The sequence below is a fragment of the Oribacterium sinus genome, from assembly GCF_963537195.1.
Classification (GTDB): Bacteria; Bacillota; Clostridia; order Lachnospirales; family Lachnospiraceae; genus Oribacterium; species Oribacterium sinus_A.
Window position 1 is genome coordinate 1 of sequence record NZ_CAUTEG010000058.1, and the last position, 15,408, is coordinate 15,408.

18 protein-coding genes and 3 tRNA genes are annotated in these 15,408 nt (G+C 42.6%); 12 read left to right on the forward strand and 9 right to left on the reverse strand.

All coding sequences use genetic code 11. The features are described from left to right. On the reverse strand, positions 1–307 hold a 307-nt coding region (locus RYL27_RS07495), incomplete at its 3' end, for a hypothetical protein (RefSeq protein WP_314966310.1). A gap of 265 nt (positions 308–572) precedes the next feature. Between RYL27_RS07495 and RYL27_RS07500 the strand changes: the two genes are divergently transcribed. Then, positions 573–1,472 carry a hypothetical protein gene (locus RYL27_RS07500; protein ID WP_007158233.1) on the forward strand — a complete coding sequence of 300 codons (900 nt, stop codon included), beginning with the start codon at positions 573–575 and terminating at the stop codon, positions 1,470–1,472. A gap of 16 nt (positions 1,473–1,488) precedes the next feature. Here the strand turns inward: RYL27_RS07500 and RYL27_RS07505 are convergent, their stop codons facing one another. The 3 genes from RYL27_RS07505 to RYL27_RS07515 form a co-directional block, all read right to left on the reverse strand. Further along, positions 1,489–1,659 carry a hypothetical protein gene (locus RYL27_RS07505; protein ID WP_007158234.1) on the reverse strand — a complete coding sequence of 57 codons (171 nt, stop codon included), beginning with the start codon at positions 1,657–1,659 and terminating at the stop codon, positions 1,489–1,491. After that, positions 1,643–3,280 (reverse strand): ABC-F family ATP-binding cassette domain-containing protein, encoded by a 1,638-nt coding sequence (locus RYL27_RS07510; RefSeq protein ID WP_314832925.1) that lies wholly within the window; start codon positions 3,278–3,280, stop codon positions 1,643–1,645. Before RYL27_RS07510 ends, RYL27_RS07505 begins: the two co-directional genes overlap by 17 nt. A 135-nt stretch (positions 3,281–3,415) precedes the next feature. After that, positions 3,416–4,927, reverse strand: a complete 1,512-nt coding sequence (locus RYL27_RS07515; protein ID WP_314966311.1) for a C69 family dipeptidase — start codon at positions 4,925–4,927, stop codon at positions 3,416–3,418. Positions 4,928–5,288: 361 nt separating this feature from the next. Here RYL27_RS07515 and RYL27_RS07520 point away from each other — a divergent pair, with 361 nt between their 5' ends. The 11 genes from RYL27_RS07520 (at position 5,289) to RYL27_RS07570 (ending at position 13,523) form a co-directional block, all read left to right on the forward strand. Then, entirely contained in the window at positions 5,289–6,971 is a 1,683-nt protein-coding gene (locus tag RYL27_RS07520; RefSeq protein WP_308579318.1) for a methyl-accepting chemotaxis protein, read from the forward strand. Between the two features lie 350 nt (positions 6,972–7,321). After that, the gene (locus RYL27_RS07525; RefSeq protein WP_314966314.1) at positions 7,322–9,025 is read left to right on the forward strand and encodes a M3 family oligoendopeptidase; all 1,704 of its coding nucleotides are present in this window, start codon (positions 7,322–7,324) and stop codon (positions 9,023–9,025) included. Positions 9,026–9,173: 148 nt separating this feature from the next. Further along, a complete protein-coding gene (locus RYL27_RS07530) occupies positions 9,174–9,812 on the forward strand; it encodes a uracil-DNA glycosylase family protein (protein ID WP_314966316.1) in 639 nt (212 codons plus the stop codon). Between the two features lie 105 nt (positions 9,813–9,917). After that, positions 9,918–10,133 (forward strand): hypothetical protein, encoded by a 216-nt coding sequence (locus RYL27_RS07535; RefSeq protein ID WP_007158243.1) that lies wholly within the window; start codon positions 9,918–9,920, stop codon positions 10,131–10,133. Further along, the gene (locus RYL27_RS07540) at positions 10,120–10,713 is read left to right on the forward strand and encodes a zeta toxin family protein (RefSeq protein ID WP_314966318.1); all 594 of its coding nucleotides are present in this window, start codon (positions 10,120–10,122) and stop codon (positions 10,711–10,713) included. The genes RYL27_RS07535 and RYL27_RS07540 overlap by 14 nt, the downstream gene beginning before the upstream one ends. Before the next feature lie 218 nt (positions 10,714–10,931). Continuing rightward, positions 10,932–11,135 carry a hypothetical protein gene (locus RYL27_RS07545; RefSeq protein WP_314330359.1) on the forward strand — a complete coding sequence of 68 codons (204 nt, stop codon included), beginning with the start codon at positions 10,932–10,934 and terminating at the stop codon, positions 11,133–11,135. 185 nt (positions 11,136–11,320) lie between these two features. Continuing rightward, a complete protein-coding gene (locus RYL27_RS07550) occupies positions 11,321–11,677 on the forward strand; it encodes a cupin domain-containing protein (RefSeq protein ID WP_314966320.1) in 357 nt (118 codons plus the stop codon). Positions 11,678–11,813: 136 nt separating this feature from the next. Then, complete coding sequence (locus RYL27_RS07555) at positions 11,814–12,116, forward strand: hypothetical protein (RefSeq protein ID WP_308580304.1); 303 nt, start codon at positions 11,814–11,816, stop codon at positions 12,114–12,116. A 33-nt stretch (positions 12,117–12,149) separates the two neighbouring features. Continuing rightward, positions 12,150–12,383: a hypothetical protein gene (locus tag RYL27_RS07560; RefSeq protein WP_007158246.1), complete on the forward strand. Its 234-nt coding sequence runs from the start codon at positions 12,150–12,152 to the stop codon at positions 12,381–12,383. Next, positions 12,373–13,248: a HipA domain-containing protein gene (locus RYL27_RS07565; RefSeq protein ID WP_314966322.1), complete on the forward strand. Its 876-nt coding sequence runs from the start codon at positions 12,373–12,375 to the stop codon at positions 13,246–13,248. The genes RYL27_RS07560 and RYL27_RS07565 overlap by 11 nt, the downstream gene beginning before the upstream one ends. After that, complete coding sequence (locus RYL27_RS07570; protein ID WP_314966324.1) at positions 13,245–13,523, forward strand: type II toxin-antitoxin system HicB family antitoxin; 279 nt, start codon at positions 13,245–13,247, stop codon at positions 13,521–13,523. Before RYL27_RS07565 ends, RYL27_RS07570 begins: the two co-directional genes overlap by 4 nt. Here RYL27_RS07570 and RYL27_RS07575 read toward each other — a convergent pair. The 5 genes from RYL27_RS07575 to RYL27_RS07595 all read right to left on the reverse strand — a co-directional run. Next, a complete protein-coding gene (locus RYL27_RS07575) occupies positions 13,513–13,752 on the reverse strand; it encodes a DUF2442 domain-containing protein (protein WP_007158249.1) in 240 nt (79 codons plus the stop codon). The two genes, RYL27_RS07570 and RYL27_RS07575, sit on opposite strands and share 11 nt — an antisense overlap. A gap of 127 nt (positions 13,753–13,879) precedes the next feature. Continuing rightward, positions 13,880–13,951: transfer RNA gene (locus RYL27_RS07580), tRNA-Gly, on the reverse strand. 12 nt (positions 13,952–13,963) lie between these two features. Then, positions 13,964–14,036, reverse strand: a tRNA-Phe gene (locus tag RYL27_RS07585). A gap of 5 nt (positions 14,037–14,041) precedes the next feature. Then, positions 14,042–14,112, reverse strand: a tRNA-Gly gene (locus RYL27_RS07590). Positions 14,113–14,198: 86 nt separating this feature from the next. Continuing rightward, on the reverse strand, positions 14,199–15,408 hold a 1,210-nt coding region (locus RYL27_RS07595; RefSeq protein WP_314966326.1), incomplete at its 5' end, for an ATP-binding protein.

Sequence of the window (15,408 nt, forward strand, 5' to 3'; positions counted from 1 at the left end):
TTTCATATGCATACTTTGCCTTCATATGTTCCAGCTCTTCATCAAATAAATGCAAGTTATCATTATTTTCTGCCATTCTCTCAAGCCATATTTTGGCATTCACCAAATCATTATTTTCAAGTGCTTTTTTAAAGAAGTTTTTTGCATATCCATAGCCCTGATTCCATTTATCTCCCGACTCCGGGAATGCTCTCCAGCCTTTATCAGCAATTTCAAATCCCTCTTTTAAATTACCTTCGTTGATTTTAGTTACTGCATCCTTACCGTATTCTATGACATTTGCATATCTTTCATCATCAAGTAACATATCTTATTCCTCTCGGGCATTTTCTACTTTTTATAATTTTACCACTAACGCCAGCTTCTGTCCGCATAATATGCCAAAAGTTGATTTTGCTTCATTTTTAAACTTATATACCTTATTGCATTATTTATTTATTTTCTTTATAATCATTATAATATAATTCTGTTCAGAAAATCCTGACGTCTTTTCTCCAACATTTATCCGCTCTTGGATTTTCCACAGAATCGTTCTGGCACAGTAAAATATTTTTCAAAAGGAGAATATCATTATGGAACAATCCAAAAAATTCTTTCCCCTCTTACTTTGCTCTGTCTTCTTTACTCTTACATTATCCTTTGTTTGCTTTGCAGGAAGTTGGAAGCAGGACGCCAAAGGCTATTGGTATCAAAATGATGATGGAAGCTACCCCAAAAATACCTGGCAATGGATTGATGCGGATGGAGACCACATTGCGTATTGCTACTACTTTGACGCTGATGGCTATTGCTTGCTGAACCAAAAAACTCCGGATAACTATATGGTAAGCTCCAGTGGAGAATGGATTTTTAACGAGCTTTATTTTCCGGCAACAAAGATTGTGAATACTCCCGATGTGGATGCCAATGTACTCCCCTATTTAGCCGTTTCTATCCATTATGTCATGTTTGACCCCTTTGATGAGAAAAGAAGCTTCTCTGTAGATTTTACAGACAAAAAGCCTAGTGATGAACACACAAGCCAAATCTTCTCGGTACTATCCGATCCCTATTATGCACAAAATAGTTTCCCGGACTATGCGGCTAAATTTCTGAAAACATACAATTCTGAGGGTGAGAAAGCGATGGCCTTGGATTGGGCTAACTATAAAAAAGTAAGCGAAGATTTATTGGGAACGCAAATCAGCAAAAGGGCCTGGGACTATGTCATTAAGGGAGGAACGATAGCCTATAATCTGGTCAATAAGGATACCGGCCTTTTCGGTTTAGGAGATTTTGGGACAGAAACACCATACTTTAATGCAGAAAGTGTTTCCTTCGAAGATGGAAAATGGATTGTAAAAGGAAAATTTGCTTTCGTCTTTATTGAGGGGGGAGCCAGAAAATACTCTTACCGCATCGTTGCAGAGGAAAATCCCCATAGTATTTTCGGACACCTGACTGTACAAAAATTAAAAGTAACAAAGGAATAAAAGAACTTCGCTAAGCTTATAGAAAAGCTAAACTATCAAAAATCCCAGACCTTGCAGTCTGGGATTTTATTGCTATTTTTGCCTCCATTTGAAGGATTCTGATGATTTCCGCCACAGGGAGCATTCTCCGAAGCTTTGCAATTCCAAAGCTCTCAGTATTTAAATTCTTTTTAGTTATCTCCTGCATCTTCCTCAGACAGAGTAAAGGTAAATCTCTTCTTGATTTCCTCATCGGATGCCAGGTACTCATCATAGGTGGTGAGCTTATCAATAAGCTTTCCGTCAATGATTTCCATGATACGGTTTGCAGTAGTTTCCACAACCTGATGGTCACGGGAAGCAAAGATGATAACGCCGGGGAAGTTCTTTAAACCGTCGTTCAAGGCGGAAATCGCTTCCATATCCAGGTGGTCTGTAGGCTCATCCAAAATCAGGACATTGGATCCGGAAATCATCATCTTGGAAAGCATACAACGAACCTTCTCTCCTCCGGAAAGGACATTGACCTTCTTTACACCGTCATCTCCCTTAAAGAGCATTCTTCCCAAATATCCTCTTACGAACTGGGTATCCTTGTCCGGAGAATACTGGGTAAGCCATTCCACAATGGTGTCCTCGGAATCAAATTCCTTGGTATTGTCCTTCGGGAAATAGGACTGGCTGGTGGTTAATCCCCACTTATAATCTCCGGAATCCGGCTCCATTTCCCCTGCAAGAATCTGCATCAGTACAGTCTTTGCCAACTCGTTGGGGCCAACCAAAGCTACCTTATCGGTACGATTTAAGATAAAGCTGATATTGTCCAAAACCTTTACACCGTTAATGGTCTTGGTCAGGTTGTTCACTTCCAAAACGTCATTTCCGATTTCACGGTTTGGCTTAAACTGGATATAGGGATACTGTCTGGAGGATGGCTTAATGTCATCCAACTCAATCTTCTCCAAAGCACGCTTTCTGGAGGTCGCCTGCTTGGACTTGGAAGCATTTGCTGAGAAACGCTGGATAAATTCCTGCAATTCCTTGATCTTCTCTTCCTTCTTTCGGTTGGCTTCCTTCTGCTGACGAACAATCAACTGAGAGGACTCAAACCAGAAATCATAGTTTCCGGCAAAGAGTGTAATCTTTCCGTAGTCGATATCCGCAATATTGGTACAAACCTTATTCAAGAAATAACGGTCATGGCTGACTACAATCACGGTATTTTCAAAGTTAATCAGGAAGTCCTCCAGCCATTCGATAGAGCCCAAGTCCAGGTGGTTGGTCGGCTCGTCCAAAAGCAGGATGTCCGGATTTCCGAAAAGTGCCTTAGCCAAAAGTACCTTCACCTTCTCGGAACCCTTTAGCTCGTTCATCATTTTGTGGTGAAGCTCCGGACCGATTCCCAGACCGTTTAACATGGTCTCCGCATCGGACTCCGCATTCCAGCCGTCCATCTGGGCAAATTCCCCTTCCAGCTCTGCTGCACGGATACCGTCCTCGTCGGAAAAATCCGCCTTTGCATAGAGAGCATCCTTTTCCTGCATTACCTCATACAAACGCTTATTTCCCATGATTACAGTGCTAAGTACGGGATAAGCATCATATTTAAACTGATCCTGTTCCAATACGGACAAGCGCTGTCCCGGGGTAATGATGACTTCACCGGAAGTGGGCTCCAAGGCTCCGGATAAAATCTTTAACAAGGTGGACTTACCGGCACCGTTGGCACCGATTACCCCATAACAGTTCCCCTCCGTAAACTTGATGTTGACCTCTTCAAAAAGGGCCTTCTTCCCTACACGATAGGTTACATTACTTGCTGCAATCATTTTTCCCCTCTCTGCTTCCGATATTTCGGAACTTTTCTACAAAATGGCTTTTTCCCACCTATTATAAGGGGAAAGCGGAAGAACTGGCAAGGGGAGTAGGGCTTTTCCCCAAAAAAGTTCTTTATTAATAGGCTTTTAAGCATCCGAGCGGCCGTAGCCGTTCTTCATCTGGCAGCTGACTTCATAGAGTACTTTATCCAGTACGTCTTCGGTTTCTTTCTTTACCATGTCTGCTATCTTTTCATTGCATTCTTCTAATAGGGAGGAAATTCCTTTTTTCTTCTTTCCGTGCTTTTCCAGCTCTTCCTCAAAGGCCTTCATAATCGTATATGCCTTAGTGGGCACCTTGCTCTGGTAACGTTCAATATGGGAGCGGCAGTGGCTGTATTGGCTATCTGCCAAAGCTCCGATAATGCGATTTGCCCAGTAGAAGCTTTCCGTAGTTACCTGCTTTTCCGTATTGGCAAAGTATTCCGGAGTCTTATCGATATTGGCATAGAAGGGCACAAAGGCGTTGAAGGTGTTGGAGCCGAAGCATACCCATTCCAAAACCGCATATTCCTTAGGCACATTCGGACGAATCTGGGTAAGGCTTAGGAAATTGTTTCTGCTAATCCCGATGGGACGGTACTTTCCTCTTTCCTTTTCCTCCCCGTATTTTCCGTAGCAGTCGTAGGGAGTACCTTGAAAATGTGCGGAAAGGATATATTTTACATCCTCCGGAGTAATCTTTAATTCCGGGCATAAGCACCAAGGAATGTCATCGGACTCCGGGGTAAACTCCGCATTTTCCCCTTCGAAACGGAAGGTATTTCGGTTAAAATATCTTGCCATATACCAGGCTCTTGGGCTGTTATACACATGGTCCGCATCGGAATGGGAGCCGAAGCACTCTCTTGGATTAATCCAGTCTCCCCCGGTCTTTTCGATTTCGTCTTCAAAGCGAAGATCCAAATGATTTTTCCTAATAAATTCCTTTAAATCCTTAGAGCAGATATATTCTTCCTGCTTCCCAAAGGCATCTTCAAAATCAAAGTAGTCAATCCCCAGCTGGTTTGGCATCATCACATAGGCATTGTCCGGCACTCTTCTGGCAATGAAGTGATGTCCGCCAATGGTTTCCAGCCACCAGATTTCCTCAGAATCGGAAAAGGCAATGCCGTTCATCTCGTAGGTTCCGTACTGCTCCAGCAGCTCACCCAAACGAAGCACACCCTCTCTTGCAGAGTGAATGTAAGGAAGCACCAAAGTAACTAAATCCTCTTCACCGATTCCGCCTATTTGCTCCTCTTCTCCGTCTTCCGCCTTCTTATACACTACCAAAGGGTCTCCGGAGAGCACTCGTTCATTACTGGTAATGGTTTCCGTTGCGGTCATGGAAACATTTTCACTGTTTACCCCTGCTGCACCCCAGATGCCTTCTCCCGCCACTGCATTGGGCATGCAGGTATAGCGAAGGGGATTCTTAGGAAGGGGAATGGTCACATGGGACAGTACCGAGGTATAAGTCTCACCCTGGTCTTTGGGTTCCACCACTATAAACTTCTTAGGGGAAAATGATCCTGAGCCGGAATCCTCGTTTCTTGCAATCATGGTGGATCCGTCGTAGGATGCCTCTCTTCCTACCAAAATCGTTGTACAAGCCATCTTCTGCCTCCTTTATGTCTTATCCTTTTGTTCTGCTGAGGGTTTGTGACATTGCTTTCTGCCTTTAACCTCTATTTGTTCTGTTTTTTAGTATACCCCATTCCTAAGGGCTTTTCTATAGACGGAAAGATTCTTTCCCTTTTCATCCATTTGTATAATTTTAACAAAGCCATAAAAAATAATATTTATTCTTATTTACTCTTTGTCTTAGTTTAGGGCTTAATTAATTTTGTATCTTGCCGATAATCTAATACTTACACAGAACCGTAAGCAAAATACCATTATCTTAAACTGTTAGTATGCAGAATAGTATGCAAAAACAATGAAGACCAAGATATTGGACTCATCCTAGGAGGGGATTATGAAAAAGAGATGGAACCAGTCCACTAAATTAGCCTTTTTTTCGATTGGGAGTATTCTGCTTTTGCTCCTTACCGCATTTGCCGGTGTAGTAAATAAGGTGCAAAGCAAAAAAGCTACAGAGCTTATAAAGGAGCAGTTTGAATTAACCGTGGCTGCCGGAGACTATTCCGATGGTAGTGTTACCCTGAGTAAAACCTCCAGAGCCTATGCCGCAACAGGCGATAAGGCTTATTTAGATGCTTACAACAAGGAACTGACCGTGGATAAAAACCGGGAAAATGCCGTGGAGGTCATGCATAAATACGGTTTAAGCGAGTCCGAAGAGGCCACCTTAAAGGGAATGTCCGATGCCTCTACCTATCTTGCCGGTTTAGAGGCTCAGTCCTTTACCATGGTGGAACAGGGAGATCTTAAGGGAGCCTTGGACTTACTCTACAGTAAGGACTATCAGGAGAAGGAGCAGGCGGTTTCCGATGACTATGACACTCTTTATGATGAGGTAGCGGAAAGAACCCAGGGAGAGAGTCATGCTGCAGAACAAATGGCGGCCCTGACCCAATTTCTCAGCCTTTTCCTCCTGATTCCCACCATTATTTTCGTACTCATAACCGTGTTCTTCGTTCGGACAGAGCTGATGAAGCCTCTCCTTGCTATCAAAAATTGTATGCTGGGACTTTCTCAGGGTGAGCTGATGAATACCCATTTGGCTCTTCCCGTAGATGAAACCGAGGTGGGAAGCACCGTAAAGGCCATTAAGGATATGAATGCCCACTTAAAGTCCGTTATTGCGGATATCGTAAGCCGTTTAGGCAATATGGCTGCCGGAAATTTCCGGGATGAAGCCGCTTGCCCGAAGATGTACAAGGGAGATTATTCCGCCATCTGCGATTCCTTGAAGACTATCCAGTCCATGCTGAAGAGCACCTTGCAGGAAATTGACAATGCCTCTAAAGAGGTCAATGCCTCCGCCAAGGAAGTTTCCCATGGCAGCGATGTGCTTTCTCAAGGAGCCGCTGAACAGGCCAGCTCCTTGGAAGAGCTTTCCGCTACCATTCAGGCCGTATCCGATCAGGTACGAAACAATGCAGACAATGCGGAAAATGCCGCTCTCCTTTCCAAAACCACAGAGACGGAGCTGGAGTCCAGCAGTACACAAATGAATGCCTTAAATGACTCCATGAGCGAAATGAACCATACCGCTCAGGAAATCAGCAACATTATTCATACTATTGACGACATTGCGTTCCAGACCAATGTCTTAGCCTTAAATGCAGCCGTTGAGGCGGCAAGAGCCGGAGAATTCGGCCGTGGCTTCGCCGTGGTTGCGGATGAGGTTAGAAACCTTGCCGGAAAATCCGCAGAGGCGGCAAAGAACACCACCGCCCTCATTGAAAACACCGTCCGCTCCATCGAGACCGGTTCTCAAATGACTGAGGAAGCCACAAAGTCCCTAGCACAGATTGTGAAGCGTTCTCAGGAAATGCATGAGAAGATTACGGAAATCGCAAGCCTTTCTCAGAGCCAGTCCAAATCCGTGGAAGAAATTGCCCAGGGCTTGGAACAGGTATCCGCTGTGGTACAGCATAACTCCGCTACTGCGGAAGAGTCCGCCGCCAGCAGCGCAAAGCTTTTCGATCAGGTACAAAACATGGAAGAGCTTTTGGCAAAGTTCAAGTTATAAGGCTCTTCCTAAAATCAAATTGCATACTTCACTTATAAAGCTATGCTATAGAGCTAAATATAAAAGCAATTCAGGAAACTATAGATTTCATTATGCTATCCCTCCATCGCCCGGGCTTTTTGGTTCGGGTGATTTTTTTGCTTATATCGAGTATCCCTCGCAAAGTGTGCGATATCTCGTTGCCTCCCCCCCGGCTAAAGGTTTCCGAGCCTTCACTCCTCTGCCCGCCACAGTTCTTCCGGGCTTTTCCCTCAGCCCCGACCGAATTCCCTCCCCCCATTGACCGACCGGAAAAATGGTCTTATTATCAAGATGTTTATCTCGTTGGCTAATCTATTGGAGGATAAAAAATGAAATTTAAAGATATGCCCTATGAGCGCATTTCCGTGGAAAGCATTAAAGAGGAAATGAAGGCGCTGATTCAAAAGCTGAAGGAAGCCAAGGATTTTGAAGAGGCGGAGGCTCTTTTCTTAGAAAATGAAAAGCTGCAAGGCCATGTATTTACCATGTGCAACCTTGCCCTGGTTCGCCACTCCATTAATACGGAAGATAAATTCTACGATGAGGAACAAAACTATTGGAACAATGCCTATCCTCAGATTCAGGAATTTAATCAGGAATGGACTAAGGCACTTTTAGACTCTCCCTTTAAAGATAATTTTGCCAAAAAATATGGGAACATCATGTTCCTGAACGCAGAAATCGACTTAAAGACATTTTCCCCGGAAATCATCCCCATGTTGCAGGAGGAAAATGAGCTGACCACCGCCTATGAAAAGCTTCTGGCCAGTGCACAGATTCCCTTCGAGGGAAAGATTTATACCATTTCCCAGATGTCTCCCTTTAAAAATGACAAGGATGATGCCAGAAGACTGGCTGCCTGGAAGGCGGAAGGACAGTGGTATAAGGATAATCAGGAAGAGCTGGACCGTTTGTATGACAAGCTTGTACATCTTCGAGATCAAATGGGGAAGAAGCTGGGCTATACCGACTTTACCGAGCTTGGCTATTACCGGATGAGAAGAAACTGCTACGACAAGCAGGATGTGCAAAAGTTCCGTGAGGCCGTGCAGAAGTATGTGGTACCCGTTGCCGCAAAGATTTACGAAAGACAGGCAGATCGACTGGGCAAATCCTATCCCCTAAGCTATGCGGATGCGGCCATTGAATTCCGCTCCGGAAATCCGAAGCCAAAGGGAAATTCGGACGAGATTGTTGCCTCCGGAAAGAAGTTCTATGACTGGCTTTCTCCGGAAACGTCAGAATTTTTTAATCACATGATTGATGATGAGTTAATGGATCTGCTCTCCACCAAAGGAAAGCAGGGTGGGGGATATTGCACCTCCTTCCAGGACTACAAGACACCTTTCATCTTTGCCAACTTTAATGGCACCCAGCATGATATTGAGGTGATTACCCACGAGGCAGGTCACGCCTTTGCCGCTTACCTGAATCGCAATCGGGTGCCCTATGAGTGCATTTGGCCCAGCCTTGAGGCCTGCGAAGTCCATTCCATGTCCATGGAATTCTTTGCGGAGGCATTTTCCCAGGAATTCTTCGGGGAGGATGCCGGAAAATACAATTATTCCCACTTGGCAGACGCCTTATGTTTTATTCCTTATGGCACCATGGTGGATCATTTTCAGCATATCGTGTATGAAAACCCGAATCTCAGCCCTGCAGAGCGACACGCCAAATGGAAGGAGCTGGTACAGATTTATCAGCCCTGGTTCAAGCTGGATGGAGAAATTCCTTTCTATAGTGAGGGAGAGGGCTGGCAGAGACAGCACCACATCTACTCTTCTCCCTTCTACTACATTGACTACTGCCTGGCACAAACCGTTGCTCTCCAGTTCTGGAACCTGATTCAGAAAGATCAGAAGGAAGCTTGGCAGCACTATATGGCTTATACCAAGCAGGGCGGTTCCGTGGTTTTCACAAAGCTCTTAAAGAATGCCGGTCTGGAAAGTCCCTTCCAGGAGAGCTGCCTCAGGGGAATCTGCGATACCGCGGCGAAATATCTTTCAGACTATGATTTAAGCGGGATTGCATAGGGAAAATGCTTAGCCTAGCTGAGGAAAGAGAAAAAGCCCGGTAGTTAAAAAGTACGCTTGATTCAAGTTTTTGAAGAAGAGCGAACAGTCTACTAGTGAGAAAAAATAACTAGACTTATTTGATAAGCAAATGGAGAAAGTTTAGCTAATGAAACAGAATAATAAAGCACTGGAAGAGCTGATTGCGGAAATCAAGGCCCTTCCGGAAAATCAAAGCTATACAGAACGGGGTATTCCTCCCATTTTTCAGTTCCATGAAGAGTCCCGGATTCTTCTGGTGGGGCAGGCTCCCGGCAGGAAGGTGGAGGAATCCGGCATTCCCTTCCACGACCTTTCCGGAAAACGCCTGATGGAGTGGATGGGCATTTCCGAGGAAGTCTTTTATGGAAAATCCATCTCCATTATCCCTATGGACTTTTACTATCCGGGAAAAGGAAAGGGTGGGGATCTTCCACCCCGCCCCTTTATGCGAAAATATCATGATGCGGTAGCCGCACTTCTTCCCAAAGTAAAACTTCGGATTTTGATTGGAAAATACGCCATTGCCCACTATGATCCGAAGGGGGCAAAGCTCCCCTTAAAGGACTTGCTATATCCTTACGGAGAAGCATGGGGTAAAGACCCTAGGACAAATTCTCTGCTGTTGTCGGGACAGACATCTTCGGAAATACTGAATTTTCCCTTGGTGCATCCCAGCCCTCTAAACTATGGATGGATCAATAAAAATCCCTGGTTTATGGAAAGAAATGTGCCGCTATTGCAAGAGATGGTGAAGGAATTATTATAAAAGAGTTGTTGTAAGAAAATTGTTGTAGGAAAATTACTATAAGAGAATTGCGGTAAAACACCAGACGAAAACATCCACTTTACTTTATAAAGAGGAGGATAAACGATGCCCGAAAAGCATACAGATTTGAAGGACAAGTTGCAGCATTTATACCGGCAATGTCGAGAGACATTATCTCCGGAAAATATGATTTTGTTTGACGAAATCGATTTTGAAAATGGTGATGCGTTTAAGTTCTATATGACCCTATCTGAATTATTTCTTCAGGAACAACAAGAAGATTTGCTAAAAAGGAAAGAACAGGCCAATGGAAAACAATAAGAGATATACAATTTTTGCAGGCGTTAACGGAGCCGGAAAATCCACATTATACAGCTTGTTAAAACAGGCAGAGCTTGGAGAACGAATCAATGCGGACGAAATCTTATTTAGCAATGGCTGGGACTGGCGAGACGAAAAAGCGCAGTTTAAATCCATGCGCATTGCCGTAGATAAAATTAATCGCTGTATTCAATCCGGTACTTCCTTCAATCAGGAAACCACCCTCTCCGGTATTTCCATTGTGAAAACCATCCAAGCCGCAAAGGAGCAGGGATTTTTCGTGAAAATGTGTTACATCGGTTTAGAAAGTCCCGAATTAGCTATTGAACGGGTGGCAAAAAGAGTAACGGAGGGCGGCCACGGCATCAAAAAGGAAGACATCCGAAGGCGCTATGAAGCCTCCCTGAAAATGCTAAAAGACGTAGTGCCTTTATGTGATAGTGTTACTTTTTATGACAATACCGTCAGATACAAAAAAGTGGCCAATCTGAATAACAAGCATTTACAAGTGAAAGAACATGATATTCCATGGTTCAATCGGGCGATGGAATGGATATCTGAAGCCAGATTTATTGTATAATTTAGGTAATAATATATTATTTATTTTGTATAAGGTGAGAGAAGGTTTATAATCTAAATTTTAATTCAGTCGAATTCGACCGAATTAAATCCGAAGCAGGATATAATTCATTTACCTTATAAAATCCTTAGAAAATAAAAAGCTTATATCTAGAGATAATTTGTAGGAGAATATATAGCAGTATTTTGGACTTTCTTGATATTAATAGGAGAGAGACTATGAGCCAAGTATTTAAACAGGATTTAACAGATACTGCAGATCGTCCTGGTGGTATATTTTTTGTTGAATTGTTAATGGCGGAGCATTGTGATATGCCTGACCGTGAGCACATGGTTGAGGTGTTTACAAAGCACTTGGGCACTGTTGATTGTTTTAGTTATGGGGCGGATTCAGCTGGTTTTGCACCTCGAAATTATAAATGACAATCCTGTTGGTGATGGTGATACTATTAGCGGCCTAGAGAATGGGGAATTGGATTCAAATGTGCAATGGACATTGCAGTATGAGGATTCCCTAGTTCAACCGGTGAGAGCAGTGCTTGATGTAAATATGGGTGAATATGCTTCTGGAACTCGTTAGTTGTTAATCGATGAAAGGTGAGAGTGTTATGAGTAATCAACGTATTTTTGATATGGAACTTGTGAAAGTTGAAAGTTTGGAGAATGCTGTTAGGACGCCATTTTATCAAACTGATTCCACAGGTGGTTCAGTTTGGGTTATTAAACCTGGTCAAACCTTACCAAAGCATTATCATCATAATTCTGATGATATATGGGTTGTATTGCAAGGAACAGGGGTATTTTATCCAACGCCGGATACTGAGGTGCCTTTTACAAAGGGGCAAGTTATAGTATCTAAAAAGGGTGAATGTCATGGTGCAAAAAATACTGGAACGGAAGATATTGTCTTTGTGAGTATCGTTGCTCCGGTGCCTGCTGATTATGATCCTGTTTATACTAATTAATATGAAAGCCCATAACGAGATACCGTATACTTTGCCAGCAATATCTCGTTAAAATTCAAAAAATGGGAATTATAGAAGTTATGCTCTATAATTTCCATTTTCACTATAGGGAAAGAGCATATAGAAAGGAAAAATAATGTTTCAAAGCCTGATGGATATTCGGAAAGATACGCCGCAAGATATTTTAAACTCATTAGTTGAAATAGCAAACAAGGCTTTTGATAATAGAGCCGGAAAAGTGGAAAATACAAGCAAGATGCCTTATCGCCTTATTTATAGAGGAGAGGATAATCTTTTCAGCTGCTTACAACTGGGAATGCTTGCATTGGAAAAACAGTCCGATTTTTTAGACTATGTGATTTCTTGGAAATGGATTGATGAAGAAAACCCAAGTGAAAACGAGGATATATTGAAGGAAATCCGTACACCGATAAATTAACCTTTTAAGTACATTGTTTTAAAAGGAGGCTGCATGACAAAAGAAGAAATTTGGGAAATGACCCTTCCAAGATACTTGCGAAATGATATAGAAGCATACATAAAAGGAGTAGAAGAAAATTCAAGTCTCCTGGATTGTCTTTGGGGAGAAGTCTACGGATCTATAAATTCTGCCCTATACAGTTATGTAATATCTGATGAACAGGCAAGATTTTTACGAAAAAAATACTTAGGCATCAATTTGGAGGACGACGAGCATGTCGATTGATTTTACGGATTGCCCGGTAAATAAACTTCTTTGGTATGGAGGTGCAAATGGGAAGAAAATAGGCATTCAATATGATAATGAAAGCTATATGCTGAAGCTCCCTTCCTTCGTTAGAAACAGCTTGAAGCAGGATAATGATAATAGTTCTATCAATGAATATCTTTCTTGCCATATCTATGAAAGCATAGGGATAGATACCCAGAAAACCATTCTTGGAACATATAAAGATAAGCTTGCCGTAGCCTGCAAAGATTTTACCGATGATGGCTCTGTATTAAAGGATTTTGCTTCCCTCAAAAATTCTATTCTCAGTAATACAGAGAGTGGATACAATACTGAATTAGATGGTATTTTAGAAACTATACAAACACAAAAAGTCATATCCGGCAAACTGCTTGAAGAACGTTTTTGGGATATGTTCATTGTAGATGCTTTCATTGGAAATGTTGACAGGCATAATGGGAATTGGGGATTTCTTATTAACAAGTCGAAAGGGATCATACACTTAGCTCCCGTGTATGACTGTGGCTCTTCCTTATATCCTAATCTCACTGAAGCCGGCATGAAAAATATCCTTTCCTCGGAAAGGGAAATGAACGATAGAATTTATGTTTTTCCAAGTTCAGCAATTCAGTATAGAAATAGAAAAATTAACTATTTTGAATTTCTAAACACTAGCGATTATACCGCTTGTTTGAATGCTCTTAAACGAATTTATCCCAAAATCGATATGGATAAAATTAATGCTATTATTGAGAGCACCCCGTATATTTCAGGTATTCAAAAAGATTTCTATCGAACTATGTTGGCACAGAGAAAAGCAAAGATACTTGATAGCGCAATAGAAAGAGGAGAAAGAAAATGAGATACGTTTATCCTGCAGTTTTTACACCTGAAGAAAATGGACAATTTTCCGTAAACTTTCCTGACTTAGAAAACTGTTACACCTGTGGAGATGATTTAGTAGATGCTCTTTATATGGCTGAGGATGTTCTAGCTATGACATTAGTAAGTTATGAAAACAATAGCACTCCTATTCCGACTCCCTCTAAAAAGCTAAATTTAGAAGACGGCGAATTTCAAAACTTTATTGTTTGCGATACAGACAGTTATAGAAAGCAAAACATTTTTATACACTGATGGAATTGTTATACAATTCATGCGGTGCGATATCTTGGCCACCTTCCCACTCTACGGAATGGTTTGCAACCCTTACTTTTTTAAATGTTTCAAGGTCTTTTAATTCCCCATACCACGCCCCGCTTATGTATGGCGAGACATCAAAGATTTTCTTTTCCCCGTTTTCGTATAAAAGCAAAAGCTTATAGTCGTCCTTAGGAGAAACGCTCAATAATTCAGGCTGTAACATATCCCCCCCTATTTTAAAGGCTCAATAGTAAAAGTTTTTTCGCCCTTCTCCAATAAATCCCAGTTAGCCAAAAGGTCATCATAAAGAAAAGAAGCCTGTGAAATCAGGCTTCTTTTTTATCTTCGAGAGCGCGAGACGGGAATCGAACCCGCGACCTTCTCCTTGGCAAGGAGACATAGTACCACTCTACCACTCGCGCATGTGTGGCAAATGCCCAGAACCGGAATCGAACCAGTGACACGAGGATTTTCAGTCCTCTGCTCTACCGACTGAGCTATCTGGGCAAAAAAGCGGGTGATGGGAATCGAACCCACGTGTTCAGCTTGGAAGGCTGACATTCTACCATTGAACTACACCCGCATATAACCTTTAAAATTTTCAAGGCACGAATGGTATATTACAACATGGTTAGCTTCTTGTCAACAAATTTTTGAAAAAACCTAAAATCAAACTCCCAGCGCTGTTAAGGGTACCACAAATACCCCATCTTCTCTTTGATAAGCGGCATTGCTAAGGCCGCAAACCACACAGAGACTTTTAGGCTCTTTTCCCTTATTTTCCGCCGAAATTTCCTCTTTAATCTTCAAGAGATTTTTGGCTGCTTCATCGATTTGATTCGCTCCCAGCTTGATTTCGATTCCACACCACTCTCCCTCAGGAGTTACAATAACCGCATCCATTTCCCGATTACGATAATCCTGATAATGATATAGAGATGCGCCAAAGGATTCGGCATAAATCTTCAAGTCCCTCTCACACAGAGCCTCAAACAAAAATCCCAAGGTATTTAAATCATTTTTCAACATTTCCGGACTTGCATTGAGTAAAGCGCATGCTAAAGAAGGGTCAGCCAAATGCCGTTTTTCCGCCTGCTTTACCCGTATTGTGGAACGTAATTCTGCACCGTAAGGTTTTTGATTATCAATCAGAAAGAGCCTGTTTAAAATGTCCAAATAGGTTGCAACAGTCTCTACCACAATGTCTTCATGGTCAATGTCTTTGATATCATCCTTCAGCTTTTTATTACTCACTGTGGTGGCTTCATTTCTGGCAAGGGAACGAAGGAGCAGTTCCATCTTGTGCCGGTCTCTTTTCACTCCGTCTATACGCTCTATATCATCATTTAGAATTGCAGAAATATACTCCTTCGGCAGCAAAGCAGCTTGCTCCAAGGGCAAATCCTGATTATTCGGCCAACCGCCACGAATAATATAGTCAATCAAATCACTAAGCTGCACTTCTCCGGTAAGTTGGGATTCCAGACTTCCGGAGCAAATGCCCTTTAAGGAAACCTTTCCACTGGATTTTCCGCTTTCAAATAAAGACATCGGCCGCATTCTCAGGCGTGCAATTCGTCCTGCCCCACTGTGCAGGATGCCCTTCTGATTCGGTGTCGCAGAACCGGTTAGAATAAATCTTCCCTTTTCCTTTGATAAATCTACTGCAAAACGAACCGCATCCCAAAGGGAGGGAACCTCCTGCCATTCGTCCAACAGACGAGGAGCTTCTCCCGCTAAAACAAGAGACGGATCCAGTTCCGCCAGCTTTCTATTTTGAAAATTTCCTGTAGGGTCTGCCAAGTAAAACTCACTTCGACTATGGTAGGCAGAAGTCCAGGTTTTTCCGCACCACTTTGGACCTTCAATGCATACAGCA

Excerpts from the sequence above, each read along its gene's own strand:
- RYL27_RS07560 (WP_007158246.1), top strand. The coding sequence starts at position 12,150 with ATGACAAAAGAAGAAATTTGGGAAATGACCCTTCCAAGATACTTGCGA.
- RYL27_RS07520 (WP_308579318.1), top strand. The coding sequence starts at position 5,289 with ATGAAAAAGAGATGGAACCAGTCCACTAAATTAGCCTTTTTTTCGATT.
- RYL27_RS07515 (WP_314966311.1), bottom strand. The coding sequence starts at position 4,927 with ATGGCTTGTACAACGATTTTGGTAGGAAGAGAGGCATCCTACGACGGA.
- RYL27_RS07535 (WP_007158243.1), top strand. The coding sequence starts at position 9,918 with ATGCCCGAAAAGCATACAGATTTGAAGGACAAGTTGCAGCATTTATAC.
- RYL27_RS07510 (WP_314832925.1), bottom strand. The coding sequence starts at position 3,280 with ATGATTGCAGCAAGTAATGTAACCTATCGTGTAGGGAAGAAGGCCCTT.
- RYL27_RS07575 (WP_007158249.1), bottom strand. The coding sequence starts at position 13,752 with ATGTTACAGCCTGAATTATTGAGCGTTTCTCCTAAGGACGACTATAAG.
- RYL27_RS07545 (WP_314330359.1), top strand. The coding sequence starts at position 10,932 with ATGAGCCAAGTATTTAAACAGGATTTAACAGATACTGCAGATCGTCCT.
- RYL27_RS07505 (WP_007158234.1), bottom strand. The coding sequence starts at position 1,659 with ATGCAGGAGATAACTAAAAAGAATTTAAATACTGAGAGCTTTGGAATT.
- RYL27_RS07550 (WP_314966320.1), top strand. The coding sequence starts at position 11,321 with ATGAGTAATCAACGTATTTTTGATATGGAACTTGTGAAAGTTGAAAGT.
- RYL27_RS07555 (WP_308580304.1), top strand. The coding sequence starts at position 11,814 with ATGTTTCAAAGCCTGATGGATATTCGGAAAGATACGCCGCAAGATATT.
- RYL27_RS07525 (WP_314966314.1), top strand. The coding sequence starts at position 7,322 with ATGAAATTTAAAGATATGCCCTATGAGCGCATTTCCGTGGAAAGCATT.
- RYL27_RS07530 (WP_314966316.1), top strand. The coding sequence starts at position 9,174 with ATGAAACAGAATAATAAAGCACTGGAAGAGCTGATTGCGGAAATCAAG.
- RYL27_RS07500 (WP_007158233.1), top strand. The coding sequence starts at position 573 with ATGGAACAATCCAAAAAATTCTTTCCCCTCTTACTTTGCTCTGTCTTC.
- RYL27_RS07565 (WP_314966322.1), top strand. The coding sequence starts at position 12,373 with ATGTCGATTGATTTTACGGATTGCCCGGTAAATAAACTTCTTTGGTAT.
- RYL27_RS07570 (WP_314966324.1), top strand. The coding sequence starts at position 13,245 with ATGAGATACGTTTATCCTGCAGTTTTTACACCTGAAGAAAATGGACAA.
- RYL27_RS07540 (WP_314966318.1), top strand. The coding sequence starts at position 10,120 with ATGGAAAACAATAAGAGATATACAATTTTTGCAGGCGTTAACGGAGCC.